The organism is Thermococcus celericrescens (genome assembly GCF_001484195.1).
Classification (GTDB): Archaea; Methanobacteriota_B; Thermococci; order Thermococcales; family Thermococcaceae; genus Thermococcus; species Thermococcus celericrescens.
On sequence record NZ_LLYW01000018.1, the window covers coordinates 1 to 20,840 of the forward strand.

At 56.6% G+C, this 20,840-nt stretch carries 19 protein-coding genes and 1 pseudogene; 4 read left to right on the forward strand and 16 right to left on the reverse strand.

What is annotated here, in order from left to right; genetic code table 11:
• The 7 genes from APY94_RS04955 to APY94_RS04985 all read right to left on the reverse strand — a co-directional run.
• Positions 1-1,481: S-layer protein (locus tag APY94_RS04955; protein ID WP_058938579.1), on the reverse strand; the 1,481-nt coding region annotated here is incomplete at its 3' end.
• A 201-nt stretch (positions 1,482-1,682) separates the two neighbouring features.
• Positions 1,683-2,513 (reverse strand): hypothetical protein, encoded by an 831-nt coding sequence (locus APY94_RS04960; protein ID WP_058938580.1) that lies wholly within the window; start codon positions 2,511-2,513, stop codon positions 1,683-1,685.
• Positions 2,514-2,515: 2 nt separating this feature from the next.
• Positions 2,516-3,565 carry an AmmeMemoRadiSam system radical SAM enzyme gene (amrS, locus tag APY94_RS04965; RefSeq protein ID WP_058938581.1) on the reverse strand — a complete coding sequence of 350 codons (1,050 nt, stop codon included), beginning with the start codon at positions 3,563-3,565 and terminating at the stop codon, positions 2,516-2,518.
• Between the two features lie 24 nt (positions 3,566-3,589).
• Complete coding sequence (locus APY94_RS04970) at positions 3,590-4,312, reverse strand: polysaccharide deacetylase family protein (protein WP_058938691.1); 723 nt, start codon at positions 4,310-4,312, stop codon at positions 3,590-3,592.
• Positions 4,312-5,535, reverse strand: a complete 1,224-nt coding sequence (locus tag APY94_RS04975) for a glycosyltransferase family 4 protein (protein ID WP_058938582.1) — start codon at positions 5,533-5,535, stop codon at positions 4,312-4,314. The genes APY94_RS04970 and APY94_RS04975 overlap by 1 nt, the downstream gene beginning before the upstream one ends.
• Positions 5,511-6,392 carry a lysylphosphatidylglycerol synthase transmembrane domain-containing protein gene (locus APY94_RS04980; protein ID WP_058938583.1) on the reverse strand — a complete coding sequence of 294 codons (882 nt, stop codon included), beginning with the start codon at positions 6,390-6,392 and terminating at the stop codon, positions 5,511-5,513. Before APY94_RS04980 ends, APY94_RS04975 begins: the two co-directional genes overlap by 25 nt.
• A gap of 40 nt (positions 6,393-6,432) precedes the next feature.
• The gene (locus tag APY94_RS04985; RefSeq protein WP_058938692.1) at positions 6,433-7,398 is read right to left on the reverse strand and encodes a thiamine-phosphate kinase; all 966 of its coding nucleotides are present in this window, start codon (positions 7,396-7,398) and stop codon (positions 6,433-6,435) included.
• Positions 7,399-7,486: 88 nt separating this feature from the next.
• Between APY94_RS04985 and galT the strand changes: the two genes are divergently transcribed.
• A complete protein-coding gene (gene galT / locus APY94_RS04990) occupies positions 7,487-8,470 on the forward strand; it encodes a galactose-1-phosphate uridylyltransferase (protein WP_058938584.1) in 984 nt (327 codons plus the stop codon).
• Here the strand turns inward: galT and APY94_RS04995 are convergent.
• Both APY94_RS04995 and APY94_RS05000 read right to left on the reverse strand, forming a co-directional pair.
• Positions 8,463-9,731: a TIGR00375 family protein gene (locus tag APY94_RS04995; protein ID WP_058938585.1), complete on the reverse strand. Its 1,269-nt coding sequence runs from the start codon at positions 9,729-9,731 to the stop codon at positions 8,463-8,465. The genes galT and APY94_RS04995 overlap by 8 nt on opposite strands.
• 9 nt (positions 9,732-9,740) lie before the next feature.
• Positions 9,741-11,463 (reverse strand): annotated as a pseudogene (locus tag APY94_RS05000) (chloride channel protein).
• 75 nt (positions 11,464-11,538) lie between these two features.
• On the opposite strand from APY94_RS05000, the gene APY94_RS05005 reads away from it, so the two are divergent.
• Positions 11,539-12,009 (forward strand): hypothetical protein, encoded by a 471-nt coding sequence (locus APY94_RS05005; RefSeq protein ID WP_058938586.1) that lies wholly within the window; start codon positions 11,539-11,541, stop codon positions 12,007-12,009.
• 19 nt (positions 12,010-12,028) lie between these two features.
• On the opposite strand, the gene APY94_RS05010 is transcribed toward APY94_RS05005, so the two are convergent.
• Both APY94_RS05010 and APY94_RS05015 read right to left on the reverse strand, forming a co-directional pair.
• Positions 12,029-13,348 (reverse strand): cation:proton antiporter, encoded by a 1,320-nt coding sequence (locus APY94_RS05010; protein ID WP_058938587.1) that lies wholly within the window; start codon positions 13,346-13,348, stop codon positions 12,029-12,031.
• On the reverse strand, positions 13,336-13,830 hold the full coding sequence (locus APY94_RS05015) for a CBS domain-containing protein (protein WP_058938588.1): 495 nt from the start codon (positions 13,828-13,830) through the stop codon (positions 13,336-13,338). The genes APY94_RS05010 and APY94_RS05015 overlap by 13 nt, the downstream gene beginning before the upstream one ends.
• Positions 13,831-13,992: 162 nt before the next feature.
• Here APY94_RS05015 and APY94_RS05020 point away from each other — a divergent pair, with 162 nt between their 5' ends.
• Both APY94_RS05020 and APY94_RS05025 read left to right on the forward strand, forming a co-directional pair.
• Complete coding sequence (locus tag APY94_RS05020; protein ID WP_058938589.1) at positions 13,993-15,321, forward strand: cation:proton antiporter; 1,329 nt, start codon at positions 13,993-13,995, stop codon at positions 15,319-15,321.
• A 136-nt stretch (positions 15,322-15,457) separates the two neighbouring features.
• A complete protein-coding gene (locus APY94_RS05025; protein WP_058938590.1) occupies positions 15,458-16,147 on the forward strand; it encodes a hypothetical protein in 690 nt (229 codons plus the stop codon).
• Positions 16,148-16,153: 6 nt separating this feature from the next.
• Here the strand turns inward: APY94_RS05025 and speB are convergent, their stop codons facing one another.
• The 5 genes from speB to APY94_RS05050 all read right to left on the reverse strand — a co-directional run bounded on the left by speB (position 16,154) and on the right by APY94_RS05050 (position 20,787).
• A complete protein-coding gene (gene speB, locus APY94_RS05030; protein WP_058938591.1) occupies positions 16,154-17,020 on the reverse strand; it encodes an agmatinase in 867 nt (288 codons plus the stop codon).
• 70 nt (positions 17,021-17,090) lie between these two features.
• Positions 17,091-17,501, reverse strand: coding sequence for a translation initiation factor IF-5A (locus APY94_RS05035; protein ID WP_058938592.1), 411 nt, complete (start codon positions 17,499-17,501; stop codon positions 17,091-17,093).
• Positions 17,502-17,576: 75 nt separating this feature from the next.
• Positions 17,577-18,956: a sodium-dependent transporter gene (locus APY94_RS05040; RefSeq protein ID WP_058938593.1), complete on the reverse strand. Its 1,380-nt coding sequence runs from the start codon at positions 18,954-18,956 to the stop codon at positions 17,577-17,579.
• 105 nt (positions 18,957-19,061) lie between these two features.
• Positions 19,062-19,721 (reverse strand): 16S rRNA methyltransferase, encoded by a 660-nt coding sequence (locus APY94_RS05045; RefSeq protein ID WP_058938594.1) that lies wholly within the window; start codon positions 19,719-19,721, stop codon positions 19,062-19,064.
• On the reverse strand, positions 19,687-20,787 hold the full coding sequence (locus APY94_RS05050) for a saccharopine dehydrogenase family protein (RefSeq protein WP_058938595.1): 1,101 nt from the start codon (positions 20,785-20,787) through the stop codon (positions 19,687-19,689). Before APY94_RS05050 ends, APY94_RS05045 begins: the two co-directional genes overlap by 35 nt.
• Between the last annotated feature and the right edge of the window lie 53 nt (positions 20,788-20,840).

Here is a 20,840-nt window from a genome sequence, read left to right on the forward strand (position 1 = left end):
TGGGCCGGGTCAGCGGTGGCGGTTATCTCGTCGATGGTCCATCCCTCGAGCTCGTCACCGGCGCTGAGGGTCTCGGTGGTGTACTCCGCCTTGAGCGGGTCGATGACGACCCAAGCGCTCATGGCGGCGTAGGTCTTGTCATCGGAGGGGTTCTTCTTCTTCATGATGTCGGCCTTGTAGTCCATGACGTAGGTGTCGAAGAGCTTGACCTCCTTGCCCTCGAGCTCCTCCTTGTTGGTGAGGGCGAACCAGTTGAGCTTGCCTCCGCTGATGCCGAGGTGGGCGATCCATCCCGGTATGAACTCGTCGCCGTCCTCGATGTAGCTGATGTCGGTCTGGACCTCAACCTTGACGCTGGTGGTTCCGCCGATACCGATGAAGGTGTCCTTGAGGGTGACCCTTATGCCTCCGTTGAATAGGGTCTCGGTGGGGTTGTCGTCGGTGTTGAGGGTAATCTTCTCGCTTCCGGCCGGGCCGGAGACCTCGAGGAGGGCCTTCTCCTGGTTGACGTCTATGTCAAGGACCTTGATGCTGTAGTCGCCGAAGGGCTTGGTGGCGCCGGCGTCGATGTAGGTCTCGCCCCAGTCGTTACCGTACTCGATGTAGTCGCTTCCGATGTCGAGGACCTTGACGGTCTTGCCGAAGAGGTCGATGGTGTCTCCGGCCTCAACGCCCTCTATGACGCCCGCCTCATAGAGGCTGTAGTAGCTTGGGGTGGTGTCACTCACGGTGTAGGTGGTGCCGGTGGCCCCGAGGACCGGGTCCCAGAGGGTCTTCTCGTATGCGTTGAGCTTGAAGGTCACGTTGGCGACGACGTCGTCCACTATGAGGGTGAAGTCGTCGAAGTCGTCGATGTCGGTGAAGTCCACATCGTCCTCGTTGATCTGCTTGAGGGTAACCTTCCCGATGTTAACCGTGTAGTGAATCTTGACGTCGGTGGCGCTGTGCCACTGGTCATTCGGGTCCTTCCAGTAGTTGTTGTTGTTGCCGTCCTTCCACTCAACAGCTCCATAAACTGTTATGGGCCAACCGTCGCTGTAGATTCCATCGCTCCAGGCGGAGTTGTCGAAGGTCTCGCTGAATATCGGGTTGCCGTCGGCGTCAAAGCTGCCGTTCCACCAGTAGGCCTGGTTTCCGATGTCGTCATCAACCTCGTAGTCACCGGTGTAAGTGTTGTCGAACACCGGGATGTCGTCCGGGTCGTAGGCGGTGTCCTTCTTGACGACGACGCTGGCGTCCTTAACCTTAACGTCCTCAGTGGTGTAAAGCATGGTACCAAGAGCGACAGCTATGTCAGCGGCGCTTGAAACGTCAAGAGCAGCACCCTGGCTTCCAACGACGATTTTAACGTTGGGCTGTCCGTCCTCAACGAAGAAGTCCTTCGGTATTTCCGGGACGGTCGGCTGAGCGCTGGCGATGCCGATAGTTGCTCCAACCATGGCGGCACCAACAGCAAGGGCCGCGATCTTCTTCACTTTCATTTCACAACACCTCCCTAACTTTGGGCTTACGCCCTGGAATGGTCTAATATGTGTTGTCACTGATTTTCTGCCCTTAAGGGGTATATATACTTTTCGCTTTCAGACCCTTTCTATGCTTAAAAAAAGCTCGCTCATTGCCGTAAAAATGAAAGGAAGCTTAATTAAATGACTATAGGCCCTTCGCCTTTTGACGATAATACCTTATAGGTCTAGCTTGAACTCGGTGTTCTTTTTTTCGAGGATGCGCTTTTTCAGGGGGCGCATCGTGAGCTCGTAGACAAAACCCGCCACATCCGCCAGTGCACCCTGGAGTTCAGGGGCGGTTATGTCCACCACTTCGGGTTCCAGTATCGCTATCGCCACGGGAGAATATTTGGCGGTCAGCTGGATCAGATTCTCAAACGTGGACAGAAGCTCCGCCGCGATTAGTATGTACTTCCTTCCGTTCTCGTCTTCGCTCTGGACTTTAGGAACGAGTTTGTTTATGGTGCATCCCTCATACGCGAGGGCCTTTGCAAAATTCCTGGTGACGGTTTCCTCGTCGTCCCCAAAGACCTCCACGACAAAGCGGTAGAGGATTTTTCTGTCCTCCACAATGAACTCTTCAATCTCCTCCCTGCTGTACCCTATCTGGGGCTCGGGAAACTCTTCCAGGGAAGGATAGGCTGCCAGTGGGCCAAATTTGTCTATGAGCTGCCCCATGGCGTAGGAAAGTCCTCCAAGCAGTTCCATGAGTCCCTTTGCGTCCACCTCAATCTTTGGAGGGGATACAACCTCCACGGCGGCCGGTGCGTAGCGCACCGCGGTATTGAACACCGCATTGAGGGGTCCTGAGATCCTTGCCTCTATCATTCCGGAGTACGGCAACGTGTCGTTGTCGGGGTCTTCGATTATCTCTTCCACCCTCACGTCATGAACCCTGATGGATTTTTCGGCCTTCAGCCGTTCCGCGGTCTCCTCCATAGCCCTTTCTAAAACTTTCTTGTCGCTTCCCAGACCTTCGATGTAGAAAATAACCTCAATCGTCTCCAATTTCACCACCACATCCTATCATATCGCTTTTTTTGGTATGCCCCCACAACGGAGATCGGTTCGCCGCAGTACTTACACTTCCCATCGTGGGTTAGGTTGTACTCGGTGATTTTGAATCCCCAGCGGACTATTAAAGGTTTGCCGCACTTGGGGCAGTATGTGGTTTCCCCATCGTGCCCGGGTACGTTACCGATGTAGACGAATTTCAACCCCTCCTCCCGGGCAATGCGGTAGGCCATTTCAACCGTTTCGACCGGCGTTGGAGGGAGGTGGATCATCTTGTAGTGCGGGAAGAAGCGGGAGAAATGAACCGGCGTGTCGTCCCCGAGGTTCTCGACCACCCATCTGGCGAAGGTTCTGAGCTCCTCCTCTTTGTCGTTGAGCTTTGATATTATGAGATATGTCAGCTCGACGTGGATTCCGAACTCCTTTTTGGCTATCTCCGCGGTTCTCCTGCTCGGCTCGCCGCCCGGAACGCCGGCTATCTTCATGTAGAAGGCGTCATCGAACGCCTTGATGTCGATGTTCATGGCGTCTATGTACGGTGCCAGCTCCCTGAACGGCTCCTCGTTTATGTAGCCGTTGGTTATGAGGAGGTTGTATATACCGGCCTCCTTAGCAAGCTTGGCCGTATCGAGAACGAACTCATACCATATCACGGGCTCGTTGTACGTGTAGGCTATGCTCTCACAGTCGTATTTTCTTGCCAGGGCCACTATTCCCTCGGGGGTCACATCGTGGAGGTACGGGAAGTTCTCGCCGGCCTGGCTTATCTCCCAGTTCTGGCAGTGCTTGCAGTGCATGTTGCAACCGACTGTGCTTATCGAGAGCGCACAGGAGCCGGGCCAGAAGTGGAAGAGGGGCTTCTTCTCAACAGGGTCCGCCGCTATGGATGAGACCTTGCCGTAGTTGAACGTGTAGAGCTTTCCGTTGATGTTCTTCCTCACCTTGCAGGAGCCGCGCTGGCCATCGTTTATTATGCAGTTGAGGGGGCACAGTCTGCACCTCACCCTTCCGCCCTCGAGCGGCTCCCAGTACATGGCTTCACGCATGCTTCTCACCGTATTGTGATAGGCTCACTTCCGTTTAAGTTTTTGGCATACTTCGTAGTAATCACGCATCGTCAGGAACTTCGCATTCCGGCTCTTGTAATAGTCGATAAGCCTTCCGAGCAGTTCAACGGCCTTGTCTCCAGTGTTGAACTTGCAGTCCCACCGGATTTTTTCCCTCTGCATGGGAACGAACTCCCAGGGGTGGGCGAAGTAAACACGGGGCTCCTTCAGGCGGGCATGGATGAGCTTCTGCACCCTCCAGGGCAGTCTTATGACCGAGCTCGTGGTAGATGCTGGGACTTCAAGAACATCACCGAAAAACCTCACGCCCCTCCGGTAGCCCTTGTAGGTCGCCTTCGAAGAGTCCACCAGGATGCCGTTCCTTTCCAGTATGTCATAATAGTAATCCGGAAACTGCAGATTAGGCGCGCGGAACGAGAGGACCTCCCCGAACTCCCTCAGCACATTCAGGGACTTCACGATGGCCCTTTCACCCTCGGCTCTGGTGAGTCTGTCCAGCCGCTCGTGGTTGTAGTTGTGGCTTCCCAGCTCGTGTCCTTCGTCTATGACCCGTTTAACAAGCTCCGGAAAGCGCCTGGCCATCTCCGCCGTGAAGAAGAACGTTGCCCTCACTTTTTTCTCCGCCATCAAATCCAGCAGCTTCGGAAGCCCGTCCTCCATGCCTCTCGTCGTCGTGAGGTACGGAGGACAGTCGTGTTCAACGTCAAACGTTATTGAAATGAGCATCATCCCAGCCTCCTCATCAGCTTGTAGGTGAGGTACAGCCTGTCCACCTCTGAGCCCATTTCAATCGTCGTCCTGTAAACCCGAAGGAGTCTCTTGAGCACGACCTCCCATGAGAACTCCCTCCTGGCCCGCTCTCTGGCAGCCACTCCCATTCCCACAAGGAGTTCCGGTTCCTCGAAAACCCTGGCGAGGTTGTCCGCCATCCCCTCTTCACTCACGGCAAGCAGGCCCGTGATGCCCGGAACTACCATGTCAGACAGCCCGCTCTCGTTCCGGCCGATGACGGGATTTCCCGTGGCCATCGCCTCAAGCCCCACGACGGGAAATGCCTCGAGGATGCCGGGCATGAGAACCAGGTCTGCCGCCCAGTACAGCGGGAGAAGCCTTCCCCTCTCCATGAAGTCGTACAGTTCGGTTATCTCCCCGATGCCGGTTTCCCTGAGGTTTCTCTCCAGCACAGGGCGCATAGGGCCGTTTCCTACCATTATGAGCTTCACCTTGCTTTTCGGAATTCCGCTCCGCTTCAGCGCCTCCCTCATCATCACAGGTATCCTGTGGGCCTGCTTGCGCTCGGTCATCCTCCCGAGGTAAAGCACGACTACCTCATCCCTCACCCCTATGTCCCTTCTGGCCTTCTCCCTCTCCTCTGGTTCTGGGGGACGCCATTTCCTGACGTCTATCCCGTTGGGAACCACGACGACCGGACGCCCGTTGAGCTTGTTCTCCAGCAGGTTCCTGGTGTCCTCGGCGACGGGGGTGCTGACGGCCACGAAGGTGTCTATCCGCTTGAGGTGGTGTCTGATGAGTGGGCCAATCAGGAAGTCCAGGGAGGGTCTGCCGTAGAAGGAGTGGTTGGTGGCGACCACCGGGACGTTCCTGATTCCCCTCGATATCTTTGACACGGCAACGGCCAGGGGCGAGTATATGCTGTGGACGTGGGTTATGTCGAATTCCGCTTTCTTGTAGAACTCGTTTATCCTCCAGAACTGCAAAAATCCCACGCTGGAGTGGTATTTGCGGAAGTAAAGCGTCGCGGAAAACCTGACAACGTGATAGGGAAAGCTGTCAATGTACGGCTTCATGTACCTGTAGTCGTGGGTCAGGACGTAGGGTTCGTGCCCCATGAGAACGAGGTTGCGGGCGAGTTCATCGATGTGTGATTCTATTCCCCCTATCTTCGGATAGAACCAGTCGCTTGCTATTGCGATTTTAAGGCTTTCCATATTTCAACCCCTCCGGACGTCAGGAGAACTGCTAGTCCCACTAGACTGCTGGCGACGTACGAGACAAAGCGCTCCAGGAGGGTTATCGAAACCGCGAGCGCCATGGGGATTCCGAAGTAGGTGAGTGTCCCCACTAAGCCGCCCTCGATTATGCCCACACCTCCCGGGGTGAAGGCGACGAGGCCGAAGAGGAGGTTCGCGATTGAAATCACCGCTATGAAGCTCCACGCCAGGTTGAGACCAAAGGCGAGGGCTATGAGTTTCAGCCTGACGACGTCGAGGAGCCAGACGGTGGAGCTGAGCAGGACTGCAGCCATGTTGAGGCTGTGCATGCTCCGGAGTGCGGTTATCTTTCGCATCTCCTCATCCGTCACGGGGGTTCGGAAGACGCGGAGCGAGAGCCTCACGAAGGCGCCCCACTTGATCCATATCAGAACTACCCCTGCTATGCCGAGGATCACGAAGGGAATGGGCTCCCCGGATGAGAAGTACATCATGCCCACGAGGAACAGGGCGAATATGGGGATGGTCTCCAGTATGCGCTCGTAGACTATGCTAACCGCGGAAACTCCCGTGGGGATGTTGGCCTTTTTGGAAACCCACGCCATTCTGAGCAGTTCTCCCCCGCTCCTGCTCATTGGGGTAACGTTGTTCATGAAAATCGAGGCGAGTATTGCCTTGACGAGTTCATGCAGGGGGGCGTCCCTGCCGACGCCCCTCAGAACGAGCTTCCAGCGGATGCCGTAGAGAACGACGCTCACGTAGTACGTGAGAAAGGCTAGGATGAGGTACTTGAGGGACGCGCTAACGACCACTGAAAAATACTGCTGTGCCGACGTGGTAAGGCTCCCCAGCATAGTCACGACCTACCTTAAGTCGGCCTAGGATTTTAAAACGTTATCGGAACATCTCTCTATACGTCCCTTTTACTTCCCGGTTAAGGTGTTCCCAGCCGAGAACGGGCATCTCCTGTCTTTTTCCGTCGATGGTAATGTAAACCCCGACTCCTTTGAGAACCCTTCCGATGACGGTGCATCGCACGGGACATTCGTCCAGTAGGTTTTCCGGGATGGTGAAGATCAGCTCGAACTCCTCCCCGCTCGCGAGGGCCATCTCAATCGGGTCCAGCCCCAGGGCCTCGGCTACTGCCCTAACCTCCTCCCTGATCGGCAGTTTTTGGGCCTCGATCCCTATCCTCACCCCGCTCATATGGGCCAGGAGGTGCAGCTCCTTGCTCGGGCCGTCGCTTACGTCGATGGCCGCGTTCGCAAGCTCGCTCAGTTCAATTCCCTCGGGGACCCTGGCCCTCGGTTCGAGGAGCTTCTCATAGAGGGGTTCCCTTATCTTTTTCGGCACGTCGAGGGCGCGCCTCCACACGAGGAGCCCCGCCAGGGACCTGCCGATGTCGCCGGTAATGCAAACCAGGTCACCCGGCCTCGCCCCGCTCCGGGTTAGAAGTCTCTTCGTTCTCCCAAGGGCGATTCCGTCTATTATCAAATCGTCCGCCTCGTTCGTATCGGCGCTGAGAACGGGAACCCCGTAGAACTCGAGGGCCTTTTCTATCCCTTCCGCAACGCCTTCGAGGTAATCCATCTCAATATTCCGCGGAACGCCCAGTGAGAAGAGAAACCCCACCGGTCTCGCTCCCATAGCCGCGACGTCGCTCACGTTCATGGTGACGGCCTTGAAGCCCACCTGTTCGGGTGTCATTATATCTGGAACGTCCGTTTTTCTCACGAGCATGTCGTTGGTGGCGACCAACCATTCGTCACCGAGCATGATCGCCCCGGCATCGTCCCCCAGAGGCAGGTCTCCCTGGAGCTTGAGGTACCTTCTGAAGAGCTCGATTATCTCCCTCTCCACCTCCATCCCTCACTCCCAGTTTGGCCATGGGATTTAAAGCCTTCGCCAAGCTTTTATGCCCCTTCGCCAATCTAATCCAGTGGTGAAGATGCGGGAGCTGAGGTACAATCCCCTGACCGGTCAGTGGATCATGGTCTCGGCGGTGAGGAAGAAACGCCCATGGAGGCCGCGGAACTTCTGCCCCTTCTGCCCTGGTGGCGAGGAGACCGGTTACGGCTGGGAGGTTCTTCTGCTCCCTAACAGGTTTCCGATGCTCTCCTTCGATGCACCCCGGCCTGAACAAGAAGTGTTCTACCGGAGGGCAAGGGCGCTCGGCCAGTGCAGCGTGATCGTCGAAACGCCGGAGCACGACCTCAGAGACCTCGACGAGCTTTCCCTCGAGGCTATGGTTCGAGTTGTTGAATTATGGAAAAACGTAACCGCAGAACTGAAGAAAAATCCCCGCGTTGCCTACCTCTCGATCTTTCGGAACAAGGGGGAGGAGATAGGTGTTAGCCTAACCCACCCCCACGGCCAGCTCTACGCGACTCCATTCATACCGCTCAAGGTTCGTCTCAAAATCGAGAACTCGAGGAGATACTTCAAGCGCACCGGCGAGTGCCTCTTCTGCAGGATTCTACGCGAGGAGCTGGAAAGTGAGAGGGCGATATACGAGAACGAAAGCTTCGCCATCTTCCTGCCCTTCTTCGCGAGCTGGCCCTTTGAGGTTCACGTCTATCCGAAGAGGCACGTTCAGTGGCTCACCCAGCTGACGGAGGAAGAGCTCGCGGACCTGGCCGACGCCCTCCGCGTTGCAACGGGAACCCTCAACACCGTTCTGGGGAGGGGAATGCCCTACACGATGATGCTCTACCAGGCGCCGTTCAAAGGAACCTACGGCTTCTACCACCTCCACGTCGGGTTCTACCCAATCCTGCGGGAGAACGGCAAAATCAAGTACGCCGCCGGGATAGAGATGGGGACGTGGGACTTCACCTACGACGGCGTCCCCGAGGAGAATGCAGAAAAGCTGAAAGAAGCCTGCAGAAAGGCGACAAAAAGAACAGGCGCGAGGGGCAGGTGCTTCACTTAGGGGCTCCCCGGAGGAACTTCATGAGGCTCGTCTGCTTCGGCCGGTATTCCTCCTTTGGAACTTCGACCTCAAGGCTCTCCAGCTCCGCTATGCTCGCCTTCCTTATCTCCTCTGGCAATCTTATCTCGCCGTATTTTCCTCCGCCGCCGGGGATCACTATGAGCTTGCCCTCCCTGTAGGCCCAGACGGCTTTTGCAACCTCCTCGTGGACCTCCGCCAGGCCCTCCAGCGGGACATCCACGAGAACCCTTATCTCGCTCCCGAACTCCTTCAAAAAGCGCTCCCAGATTACGCGCACTGCCTTCGTCTCCACCCCCTTGCCTATAACCATCGCGATTATCTCAGCGAGGGGAGCTAGGCGGAGATAGGGCGGCCTGTCCTTTGGTCTCTCCTCCGTGTCGGCCAGCTCGAGGATTCTGTCGTGAACACCCTTTTTTATTCTGCCGCCGCACTTCGGGCACTTCCACTTGAATACCATCGCCTCCTCCGGGGAATACTTCCTGTAGCAGCGGGAGCAGGCAGTCAGGTGGTACTTGCCCAGCCTGGGGTCAAGACCGGCGTTGAGGACGATTTTTCTCCCCCCGCGCTTCAGAATGGCCTTCCGTGTCTCCTCGAAGGTTGCGTCCCTCACTTCAAAGCGGTTGAACTCCCTTCCGAGGCGGTGGGGCATCGGGGAATGGGCGTCGCTGTTGCTGAGGTAGGTCAGAGAGTGGTGGGCTTTTATCCTGTCCGCCATTTCCGAATCCGCCGAGAGGCCGAGCTCAAGAAAATGCACCTTTGCCCCCTGGTAGGCTTCCTTGAGGCTGTTGTATTCCTTGTAGAGGGCAGTCCAGGGAGTAAAGGCGTGTGCAGGCCCGATTAGGATTCCCAACTCGTTGGCAATATCCGCTATCTCTGCCGCGGAAAGGTTAACCCTCGGCCTTCCTTCGGTGTCTATGTCCTGTGAGTACCCCTTCAGCTCCTTCCTCATCTCCCGGACGGTGGAGATGCTCGGAAAGATCAGGACGTGGTGCACCCTTCTGCTGTCCTCCACCTCGGCCGTGAGGAGGAAGCGGATTCCGTTTCTCTCGTAGGTTCCCTCGTCCACTTTTTCAGTGTACCTTAACAGTTCCTCCTCCCACTTCGGGTTGAGTATATCGCCCGTTCCGACTACCCCGAGACCCTTGAATCTTGCGTTCTCGGCGAGATTGGGAATAGTCATGGCTTTTGAGACCGCCTTGGAGTAGCGCGAGTGTATGTGAAGGTCGGCATCAACCTGCATGAAACCACCTCAGTCTATGTACATTCCCTCCAGACCGCGGTAGTAGGCGCGGTATATGTCCCTTTTGGTCACGACTCCGATGAGCCTCCTGCTCTCGGGGCTTTCCAGGACGGGCAGAAGGTTCTGGTCGTGGGCCATGAGCTTCTCAAAGGCATCCTCGGCCGTCTCCGTCGGGTAAGTTGCCCCGTAGGGCCGGCGGATGAATCGCTTCACCGGCATCCGCTTAACGCTCGGGGGTTTTTTCAGGATGTCCTTTATGCCGACTATGCCCACTACCTCCATGTTTTCGTTGACCACTGGGAAGCAGTCGTGACCGGTTTCGCCTATCAGGTGCTCCACGTCAAAGAGAGTCTGGTTCTCGGTGACGTAGACGGGCTCGCGGGTCATTATCTCGCCGACGGAGATTGTTTCGAGTATGACCGGCTTTCCGGTCTTCACGTGGTAGCCCTTTCTGATGAGCTTGAGGGTGTAGATAGACTCCCCCTTAAGGAAGAACCTGGCCGTTAGGAAGCCTATGGTCGCGGAGGTCATTACTGCGGGCAGAACGGCGTAGCTCCTGGTGAGCTCCGTGACCATCAGTATCTGAGTTAGCGGTGCCTGGGTCATGCCGCTGAAAAAGGCCGCCATTCCGGCCAGGGCGTAAACAGCAGGATTCGAGCCGAGACCCGGGAAGAGAAGTCTTACGACCTCTCCAAAGGCAGCTCCGAACATCGTTCCTATGTAGAGGCTCGGGGCGAAGACGCCGCCGCTCTGGCCGGATCCTATCGTCAGGGTGGTGGCCAGCATCTTAACCAGCCCGAGGACGATGAGGAGCCCTATCGCCAGCTCCCCATAGAAGGCCATCTTCATTCCCTCGTAGCCTATTCCGAATATGCCGTGGGTGGGGAACAGCATCCCAAGAACGCCGACTCCAAAGCCGCCCATCGCGGGTTTTATGATTTCAGGCACGTTGGCCTTCGAGAACCCGTCAACCACGCGGTAGAGGAACCGCGCGTAGAACGCCGCCAGGAGGCCGAGGCTCAGGCCCAGGAGAAAGAACAGGGGGAGCTCTGGAAGTGTGTGACCGATGCCTCCTGGAATGTCTATCTCCACCGCCCTGTTGAGGACGGCAAGGGTAATTGCGTTCCCGGTGACGGCGGCTATGAATATGGGCACGAGGTTTATCGAGAAGGCACCCATGTAGACGACTTCCAGGGCAAACATCCGCCCCCGCGAGCGGGGTGTTGAAGGTGCCGGCTATACCTGCCGCCAGACCGCAGGTGACTAGGAGCTTTTTCATCTCCTTTGAGAGGCTGAACCAGCGCGCGAGGATGGAGGTTAAAGCCGCGCCTATGAAGCCTATGGGACCTTCGCGCCCAACGCTTCCCCCGGAGCCTATGGTTATCGCTGTGGCTATCGTCTTCAGAACCGCGAACTTTCCGGGGATGTTGCCCCCCTTGAATATGACCGCCTCTATGACCTCGGGGATGCCGTTCCCCTTGATTTCGGGGCATGTGATCACGAAGAACGCGACGATGAACGCGCCGAGCGTGGGGAGGAGCAGGTACCCGAGATTAAAGCTTCCTACCTCGTAAGAAACCCTGGGGAGCAGTTCCCCGAAGAAAAACCCGTGAACAAGGGTCACCAGGACCCTGAAAACTACGGCCCCTATACCACCCACTAGGCCGGCCAGTATGGAGAACACCATTACGATGCCCCACTTCCTGAGGTACGCCCCGTCTCCAGAGGTCATCAAATGGGGGTTGGCGTCCCAAATAAAAAGCTTAAGCTTTTATACCACCTTCCCGAACCTTCCCTGGTGGAAACTATGAAAGTTGAAGGATTCGTTGCTTCCCTTAGAAACGCCGAGAGGATCGGCGGACTGTTCAAGATACTCGCGGAGAAAGGGGCCCCTGTCGTCGAGCTCGACGGGAAGAGGTTTCTCATAGTCGTTGAGGGCGACTTCGAGGGAAGGAGGTTCTGGACCGAGATAAACGGGGAGAAGGCCAACCAGGCCCTCGGCGATGCGATGCTCAACTCCTCAAGCTTCCCCTTCAAGTGCAGGAAGCCCTATACCGGCGGAAACGTGATATTCGTGGACTTCGGCGATATCGAGGTTGAGGAGTTCCTCGTTGCGTACCGCGACCCCGAATACGGCATCTTCTATCGCGTCAGGAACGGAGAGGCGGAGGAGATAACGAAAGAGGATTACGAGGGTCTGATTCCGAAGATGCCGGAGTTCAAGATAAAATCCATGAGCGAGGAGCAGATGGACATGATGGGGGCCTTCTTCGGCTGATGTGGAAAAGGAAACGGGCTCACCCAGAGCCCTTCAGTTCTTTTATCCTCTTCTTCGTGCTCTCTATCCTCTTGACCTTTGCGCTGGCCTTCTGTGCCCTCGTTGTCTCTATCTCCTCCCTGAACGCCCATTTGAGGAGCGGCGGGGTTATCAGCACGGAGACCGTTATGAATATCAGGGTCGCCGCTATGAACTCCGGGGCATGCTCCGGGCTTATCGCGCCGCCGTGGATTGCCACCATCAGGTCAACGAGTGCAACCTCCGTCCTTGGAACCGAACCGATTCCCATCTGGAGCGACATCCAGAGGTTCTTCTTTGTGAAGAGGAAATCCCTTCCGCGTCCCCAGGCGGTTATCCACGCTCCCAGCCCCCTTCCTGCCACCTTTCCAAAGACTGCGACAGCAGTTAGGACGGCGGCGAGGATCAGGGCGTTGGCGTTTTCGAAAACGGTGAGGTTGAGCATCGCTCCCGTGTGGACGAAGAAGAACGGTATCAGCAGGCCGTAGCCGATGGCCTTCACGTCCTCCATGAGGCGCTTTCCTTCGGGGAGTTTCGAGAGGACGAGGCCCATCATGAACGCACCCTCGATGGCCGCGGCGAACCAGCCCTCCGCCAGGGCCGCGAAGAGGAACATCATTCCGAGAACCACTCCGAGGATTCCCTTCTCCACGTGAAGCCTCTCGGCGAACTTTATGTAATAATCGACGAGGAACCACCAGATGACCCCGGTCAGAATGAAGAACGCCACGATTTTAACCGAGAGCTCCAGAAGGCCGCCGCTTCCGACGGCAAAGATGACGAGGGCTATGCCCAGAAAGTCGTCCATAACGCTCGCGCTCAGAGAAGCTGCTCCAACCTCGCTTTTGAGAACCCCCAGATCCATCATCACCCTGATGGTCAGGCCGATGCTGGTTGCGGTGAGGAGAACACCGCCGGCAAAGGCCTCCCTGCTCGGGTACCCCATCTCCATGAGGGCGAACCAGCCGATCACGAGTGGAACGAAGACACCGAGAACCGTCGAGACGGTGGCCGTGAGGCCCGTCTTCTTGAGCTGTTCGAGGTCTGCATCGAGGGCACCGAGAAACAGGAGGAATATTATGCCCAGCTTGGCGAGGAAGTTGGCCACCACCGTCATGTCGGTGGTGAATGCCTCACCGCTGACTATCGGGAGGTACTGGGGCGCGACTATGCCGAAGTAGACCAGGTTTCCGAGTATCATTCCCATCAGCAGCTCTCCGAGGACTCCCGGGAGCTCGTAGCGCTCGATGATACTGTCTCCTATCTTCGCGAGGATTAGCGAGAGTCCAAGGGCGAAGAGCAGCCACGTCACGCTCTCCATTGGGCACCACCCACCCGCAGCAGTCTGAGTAGCTCGTCTATCAGTATGCGGAGGCTCACCTCGCCCACCAGCTTGCCGTCCTTTACGACCGCCAGCACCTGAATCTTGTATTTGCGCATCTTCATCAGTGCGTCGAGAACCGTTGCGTCTTCCTCCACCGTCAGCACGTGTCTCTCGGCAACGTCCTCCGCCTTTGTGGCGCCACCGAGCATCGAGCGCATGGTTTTGCTCGTCATCCCCAGCTTGAACTTGTGGGCCTCCGGCGGCAGAAGGACGTCTATGACGTCCCTGTACCTGATGACCCCCACTAGCTTCATGTTCTCCCTGCTGTCAACCACCCACACGTGGTGTCTGGTTCTGAGTATCTTGAGGACGCTGAGGAGGTCGGAGTCGGCCGTTACCACGGGCATCGTTTCGAATCTCGGCATTATGTCGGTCAGCTTGAGTGAGTGGAATCTCTCAAGGGCGGACTCGACTTCCATGACCACCACCATTTTCAGCTGGTGGAAAAAGTTCTATTTAAGGCTTTGTGGGTCGAACGCGACACCGAGGCAACGTTTAGAACATTGTACCAAAAGGATAACAAAAGAAGTTCCCCGGCATGCTTATTAACTCTAAAGACAAAATCTGTGGGAGGAATAGCGATGTCTGTGACCGGTGCATCGAACGTCCTGGTTCCAAGCGTTGACCTGCTGGTCTACGTGTTCTTCGTCGTCCTTGCGGTGGGACTGGTTTCACTCCTCGTGAGCAGGAGGTTCAATGTATCCTACATTCCCCTCTTCATGTTCCTCGGCATACTGGTCGGCCCCGTTCTTGGGCTCCTGAACCGGAACCTTGCCAACGAGCTCTTCAACTACGTCCGCGTCTTCGGCCTGGTGATGATACTCTTCACGGAGGGTCACACCCTCAGCTGGAAGATGCTCAAAAGGAACTTCAAGACCATACTGGCCCTAGATACCATCGGACTCCTCCTCACCGCGTTCATCATCGGCGGAATATTCTCGTGGCTCTTTCACGTGCCCTTCATCGTCGGGTTCCTTTTCGGGGCGATCATAGGTGCCACAGACCCGGCTACATTAATTCCCCTGTTCAGGCAGTACAGTGTTCGCGAGGACATCGAGACGGTCATCGTCACCGAGTCAATATTCAACGACCCGATGGGAATAGTTCTCGCATCGGTGGCCGTCGCGATGCTGGTTCCAGAGGCGTCCAGCGCGAGGTTCCTGGAGGCCATAGCCGGCTACATCGGTCTTTTCTTCCTGTACCAGATGGGTGCCTCGATACTCATGGGGGCGCTGCTCGGTGTTGTCGGGTACAACATCCTGAAGAGGACTGAGGTTAGGGACTTTCCTGAGATCGTCATATTCTCCCTTGTGATGGCGTTCGGAGGCTTCCTTCTCGGTGAACTGGCGCAGGCTTCGGGCTACCTTGTGGCCACCGTTACGGGCATCGTTCTCGGCAACCATAAGGTCTTCTTCAGGGACGATATCTCCGTGGTGAGGAGGGTCATGCGGGCCGTCGAGAGGGAGGTTCACTTCAACGAGAGCCTCGCGACCATATCCACCATCTTCATCTTCACTCTCCTGGGTGCGAGCCTGAACCCGGGGATAATAAGGGGCCACATCGTGCAGGGCGTTATCATAGCGTTCGCTCTGATGCTGGTGGCCAGGCCTCTCGCCTCCCTTCCCGTCCTGAAGTGGTGCTCCTTCAAGGAGTACCTGTTCATATCGCTTGAGGGCCCGAGGGGCGTCGTTCCCGCCGCCCTGGCCAGTCTCCCCCTGACTCTCGGAATCACGTACAACAACCCCGACCTGATTCAGTGGGGAGAAACCATCCTCAGCGTCACCATAATCACCGTCTTAGTCACTGTCCTCGTTGAGACCCTCTGGGTTCCGGTACTCAGGAGAGAACTGCTCGAGGTGAGGAGCATCGAGAGGGAGATGGAGAAGGCCGGCTACCGGCCCAACTCCTAGGCTACCTTTTACGCTTCCCGAAGGGATTGGGTTTTGTTCTGGCTTATTTTGGTTCGGATACGGCCCATTTTTGGCCGGCAAGTATATAAAGTTCGGTGGATTATGGAATTACGTGGAGGGGGTTTAGGTGATTTGAATGAGGACTTGGGAAAAGGGAATAATTATGATCGCCAGGGCCATCGTTTTCTTCGGCCTTATCAGCAACCTTATGTACGGAAAGTTTGACCAGATTCTCAGCACGGCCGCGGGTCTATTCGCCCTCTTCGTTCCAAGCATCGTCCGGAAGACATACCCCCGCCCCAGCAGAAGGATCTGGCCGTGGGTCAGCCCCTTCTACAACGACAGCATCTACGCACTCTTCGCGATATTCATGGCGGCCCACATAACGTTTCTCAACGTCCCCTTCCTCCAGCTTGACCTTTACAACCGGGTCTGGAAGGGTGCCGACGTCCCGAGCCACTACCTGGGCGGCCTCGTGACGTGGGCCATATTCAACGAGGTCGTTCTGGAATCGTCGAGGACCTACAACCTCCACTGGAGCCCGCTGAAGATAGTCTCCATAAGCCTCTTCGCCCTCGTTCTCGTTGGGGTTCTCTGGGAGTTCTTCGAGGTGGTCCTCCAGCCGGACATGCCCTGGCTCTACGAGAGTATGAACAACAAGATTCAGGACGTCGTTATGGAGCTGCTCGGCTTTGGAACGGGAATACTTATGGTTTTCAGGCTGGAGTACCCGTACTCCATGAAGAAGCCCCTCGAAAACGCCCCCGTGCAGTTTGGAACCATGTCGGTGGACATACTTCCCCAGCCGGATCACGTGAAAGAATGAAAAAGTTCAGAGCATTTTCTTTCCAATCGCCCCTATGAAGTAGAACAGCAGCTTTGCCGCCGTCAGCGCGGTAACGTCACCGAGCCCGCTGCCCGCGACCTCCATTATGTCAAAGCCGGCTACCCTCTTGTTCTCCACGAGCCACTCCACGGCTTCAACAATGTCCCAGAACTTCAAACCCCCGGCTTCGGGGGTTCCGGTTGAGGGGACCAGAGAAAGGTCGAACGCGTCGATATCAACCGAGAGGTAAACCGGCTCCGGGAGGGACTTCACCAGCTCAACGAAGGCATCGAAGTCGTAGTCCCTCGCGTGCACCCACGCTATACCTTCCCTCTCCGCGTACTCGACCTCTTCCCTCGTGCCGCTCCTTATTCCAAACATGGCTTCCCTGACTCCCAGCTCACCTATCCTCCTCGCTACGCAGGCGTGGTTGTAGGGGTTGTCCTCGTAGCTCTCGCGCAGGTCGAGGTGTGCATCGAAGACGACGTAGCTGGCAGGCTTAAGCGCCTCAACCGCCCCCAGGGTCTGGGAGTGCTCGCCGCCCAGGAGTATCGGGATGGCGCTGGGATTGACGCGCTTGAGCTCCTCGACGGTTTCCCTAACCCTGTCCGCGGTCTTACGGGGGTCGCCGGCGACAACTGCCACATCCCCAATGTCTGCTATGGGAAGTTCCGCTATGTCAACGTCGTAGTCGAGGATGTAGCTCTCGAGGTTGAGCGTCGCGTGCCTGATGAGCGTTGGCCCGAACCTCGCGCCGGGCTTGAAGCTGGTCGTTCCGTCGAAAGGTACACCCAGGATAACAAATTTGGCCTCTTCAGGCCCAACAAGTGGAAACTCAAGCTTAAGCGTCTCGTAGGTGTACAGGAAGTCCATACCCGCACCTCCAGGGAGAATTGGAGCGTCCTCTTAAAAGGTTGCGGGAAATAGAAGAGCGGAGAGGGGCTCACTCGCCCTTGAGCCTCATTATCTTAATCCTGCCGAGGGTCTCCCAGTACTCGACGTTGATGCCCTCCTTGAGCTGGTCCTTGACTTCGTCGGCGACGCCGCCCTCGATCGGGATGTCGAAGAGCTCGTAGGTCTCCATGTCCATGATCTGGACGGTGTCCGGGGTCATGGCGATGATCTGGGCGGTTCTTTTGTCGATGATCGGAACGTCAACCTCGGCGCTGGTGGGCTTGACGATGCTCCTGACCTTGCCGTCGAAGATTCCAACGGCCTCGATCCTGGCCTTGGCTGAACCGTGCTTTCCGGGCGAGGAAACGGTTATGTTGCCGATCCTGCAGGGCTCGCCGTCGATGAGGATGTACCTTCCTGGCTTGAGCTTGCTAACCTGAACCTTGGTCTTGTCTCCCATCTTTCAGACCTCCCATAAGCGTTCTAAAACCGATTAGGAAGGGTCTTTAAAAAATTTTTGAAAAGGAGGAAATGTTCAACGGCGGGCCTTCAGCAGCATGCCGTTCATGAGCACCGGCACGAGGAGCACGAGACCCAGCACCGCACCAATCTTCACCGGCATCTTTGGGGCGGTGAGTGAGTAGTAGAGGGTCGTCAGCCCACTGACGAAGAGGAGCAGCATCACAGCTGAGACTACCGCTTTATTGTGCGTCAGCTCAGAGGAAAGCAGCGGGTAGCTCTCGACCGCGGCCATGAGCGCCGCCACGGAAAATGGTACAACAACGAACATCGTTCTGATGTCGCCGACCACCATGGCGCCGGCCACTATCATGCCGAGGATGCCCACGAATCCCAGGCTCGGGTTTCTTCCCAGCTGCATAACCTCGGAGAGCATCTGGCTGCCCATCTCGATGAGGATGATTATGGTCGTGAGGCCCGCAAGGTAGAGGGACAGCATCAGGAGCGCTATGAGGGTCGTGTCGTTGGGCACGTTGTCCCTCAGGACGGCCGGTATCGAGTAGAAGACCTCTATCGAGTCCATCGGGCTTTTATCGCTGTTGGTGGCGTAGTCCTTGAGATCGTTGAACTTCATGAAAAGCTTCATAGACTCATCGGCGGGGATGTTCGGGTTCTGGAACGCCTCGCCGTAGGCCTGGTAGGCGGCGCCCAGGGAGTAGGCGACGGTGAAAGCCGCGGCGAAGCTGAGGATTATCTGAAGGACGAAAACCGCCGCGAGAACCTTTCTAAGGTTAAGCTCCTCCGGGGTGAAGCTTCCCAGGACGTAGTAAACCCCCGCGCCAAGACCGAGGGAGATGAAGACGGAAACGACCATGAAGAGGACTCCTCTCGTGGTCAGGGACAGGTCAAAGGACGTTATTGAGGACACCGCACTGTTCATGTACTGAACCGCCTGTGGCGCGGTGACCATGCTGAGCGCCTGGTTCCTGATCAGGAACGCCGAAGCGAGGGCGAAAAGAACGAAGAGTATCGAGACGACCGAGATGAACTCGAGGGTTCTGCCCTTTGCCAGTATGAGCATCAGAACAGAGAGCAGTATCGTCCCGACAGCCAGAATGGGGATGTACCCCGAGCCCATCCCGAAGATGAGGGCGAGACCGTAGGAGGAGTAGTAGGTGGTGACGCCGAGCATTATCATCAGGAACATCAGCAGGCTGAATATCAGTGCGGGAGTCCTGGCTATCTTAAAGAACAGCTCGTATATGAGGTAGCGGGTCTTTTTGGTGCTCTCCGCCTCGCTGTATATCAGGAACATTGCCACCAGCATCGGGAGGAGTGAAATCAGGAATCCTTTGAGCCCGAAGGTTATGTAGTACTTCGGCAGAACCAGGAAGTTCCATATTCCAAGGACGTATCCGGCGATTAGGAACGCCATCAGGAAGCTTATTTTTCGCATGGATTAACACACCCCCATTGGATTGCCTTTGCTGTGTTGTTTCCAAGTGCCAAAAAAATAAGCATAAACAAAATATAAAAACATTATGTAGCTTTTTCGCTTTTTTCAGGGAACCCAATGCTCAAAGTTGATGATTACCTCGTTCACAACCGCCCAGGCCATCAACGGGGCCTCGTAAATGCTTATTTTTTCCCCTGGCGTTTCGCCCCTGAAATCCCCATGGGGGAATCCACCGACGATGACGAGGGGGTTCTCAAGTCCACCCAGTATCTTCCCAAAGTCCTTTGGCTTTGTGGGCTTCCCTTCCTCGTGCATCACGAAGACCCCGTCGGGGTTTAACTCCTCCACGAGCTCTCCGAGGGACTTCTCCTCAATGCGGAGCAACTCCAGGCCCCTCGGCACGACCCGATCCCTGAAGAGGCTCTCCATCAGCCCAACGAAGCGGTTGTAGTTCCTTGGAATCCTCGTCTCCGGCTTGATGTGGATGACCTCGTCGTTTCTGGTGTGGACGTAGACCCTCAAGAGCCCCTCCTTGTTGGCAATGCTCTCAAGGGCGTTGAGGAGGCAGATGTGGACTATGTCCGGCCTCCCGCGCCTCTCTCCGTCCGGGAGCTTTTTGATGGCCGCGTGGTGGTAGGTGCTGTCCAGCAGTATCTCGTCCGGCCTCTTTCCCCTCCTCCTGGCGTGGTTCACAACGGCTGGATGGTCCAGTATGGCCTTCGGGACGAGCTCAAGCTCCGCCTCGGCTATCACCAGGTGGAGCATTCTCCCACCTCTCGAGCCTTATGCCCCTGTCCGTAATCTCGTCGACGATTCTCTCGAAGGTGTCTATGCGCATTCCGAGTATCTCCGGCGGGATAACGCCGAAGATGCAGCCCTTATCGGCCACGAGCCTCGCTATTATGGCCGCGGTGAATCCTGTGACGCGGGCCATCGAGGTGAGGCCACCTTTCTCCTCGTCGTACAGGAGGTAGCCTATCTCATTCTCCTCGCCGTCCAGCGTTCCCCTTCCGACCACCTGCATTATCGAGAAGTCCGGGCTCTCGTAGGTCATGAGTGGGGCTATAACCTCAAGCGTCTTATCAACGTGCTCCGGCCTGAAGAAGCCGAGCTCCCTTAAAACCCTCATCTTCTCCAGGTGTCCTGGCCAGCGGAGCGTCCACTCCTCAAGCCTCTCTGCCCTAACGCTCTCCAGGAGGCTCCTCAGACCATCGCTTACGAAGGCCTCGAACTCGAAGTCGCCCACGGTTACCTCCTCAATCCTCTCGAAGGGGTCAACTGCTTTAACCTCGCCGTCCCTTATCACGCGCGCCGGCCTCGTGTACTCCTCAATTAAATCCTTCGGTGACCATGTAATTCTGTAATAGAGTGGCGGTTTGGGCTCCTTTGGGAGGCCGCCGACGTAGATGTAGCCCTCCCTTAGCTCGTCCATCTCCCCCCATATCCTTCCCATCAGGATGTGGCTCAGCCCCGGGGCAAAGCCGGCGTCGAATATAACCGTCACCTGCGCCTTTTCAGCCTCATCGCGAAGCTCTAGCGGGTTCTCCGGCATGAACGAGACGTCAACCATGTCAACGCCCGCTTTTATGGCGGCCCTAACGGACTGATAGCCGAATCTGCCAGGCAGGGCTCCTATCACAAGCTCAAAGCCCCTCATGGCCTCGACAAGGGAATCGAAGCTGGACGCATCAACTTTCAGGGGCGTGGCGAATTCGGACACCGCCTTCAGTCTCTCATCGCTGACGTCCCCAACGTGAACGTCGAACTCGTCCCTTAAATCCCAGGCTATAGCCGTGCCGACGTTTCCGGCACCGAGAACAAGAACCTTCATGGTAACACCCTTAGTAACTTGGCGAAGGTATATATAAACCCTGCTCCTACTCT

Coding starts and splice junctions, on each gene's coding strand:
- APY94_RS05050 (WP_058938595.1), bottom strand. CDS start 20,787: ATGAAGGTTCTTGTTCTCGGTGCCGGAAACGTCGGCACGGCTATAGCC.
- APY94_RS04970 (WP_058938691.1), bottom strand. CDS start 4,312: ATGCTCATTTCAATAACGTTTGACGTTGAACACGACTGTCCTCCGTAC.
- speB (WP_058938591.1), bottom strand. CDS start 17,020: ATGGACTTCCTGTACACCTACGAGACGCTTAAGCTTGAGTTTCCACTT.
- APY94_RS05035 (WP_058938592.1), bottom strand. CDS start 17,501: ATGGGAGACAAGACCAAGGTTCAGGTTAGCAAGCTCAAGCCAGGAAGG.
- APY94_RS04975 (WP_058938582.1), bottom strand. CDS start 5,535: ATGGAAAGCCTTAAAATCGCAATAGCAAGCGACTGGTTCTATCCGAAG.
- APY94_RS04980 (WP_058938583.1), bottom strand. CDS start 6,392: ATGCTGGGGAGCCTTACCACGTCGGCACAGCAGTATTTTTCAGTGGTC.
- APY94_RS05010 (WP_058938587.1), bottom strand. CDS start 13,348: ATGGAGAGCGTGACGTGGCTGCTCTTCGCCCTTGGACTCTCGCTAATC.
- APY94_RS05005 (WP_058938586.1), top strand. CDS start 11,539: ATGAAAGTTGAAGGATTCGTTGCTTCCCTTAGAAACGCCGAGAGGATC.
- APY94_RS05025 (WP_058938590.1), top strand. CDS start 15,458: ATGAGGACTTGGGAAAAGGGAATAATTATGATCGCCAGGGCCATCGTT.
- galT (WP_058938584.1), top strand. CDS start 7,487: ATGCGGGAGCTGAGGTACAATCCCCTGACCGGTCAGTGGATCATGGTC.
- APY94_RS05045 (WP_058938594.1), bottom strand. CDS start 19,721: ATGCTCCACCTGGTGATAGCCGAGGCGGAGCTTGAGCTCGTCCCGAAG.
- APY94_RS04995 (WP_058938585.1), bottom strand. CDS start 9,731: ATGCAGGTTGATGCCGACCTTCACATACACTCGCGCTACTCCAAGGCG.
- APY94_RS05015 (WP_058938588.1), bottom strand. CDS start 13,830: ATGGAAGTCGAGTCCGCCCTTGAGAGATTCCACTCACTCAAGCTGACC.
- APY94_RS05040 (WP_058938593.1), bottom strand. CDS start 18,956: ATGCGAAAAATAAGCTTCCTGATGGCGTTCCTAATCGCCGGATACGTC.
- amrS (WP_058938581.1), bottom strand. CDS start 3,565: ATGCGTGAAGCCATGTACTGGGAGCCGCTCGAGGGCGGAAGGGTGAGG.
- APY94_RS05020 (WP_058938589.1), top strand. CDS start 13,993: ATGTCTGTGACCGGTGCATCGAACGTCCTGGTTCCAAGCGTTGACCTG.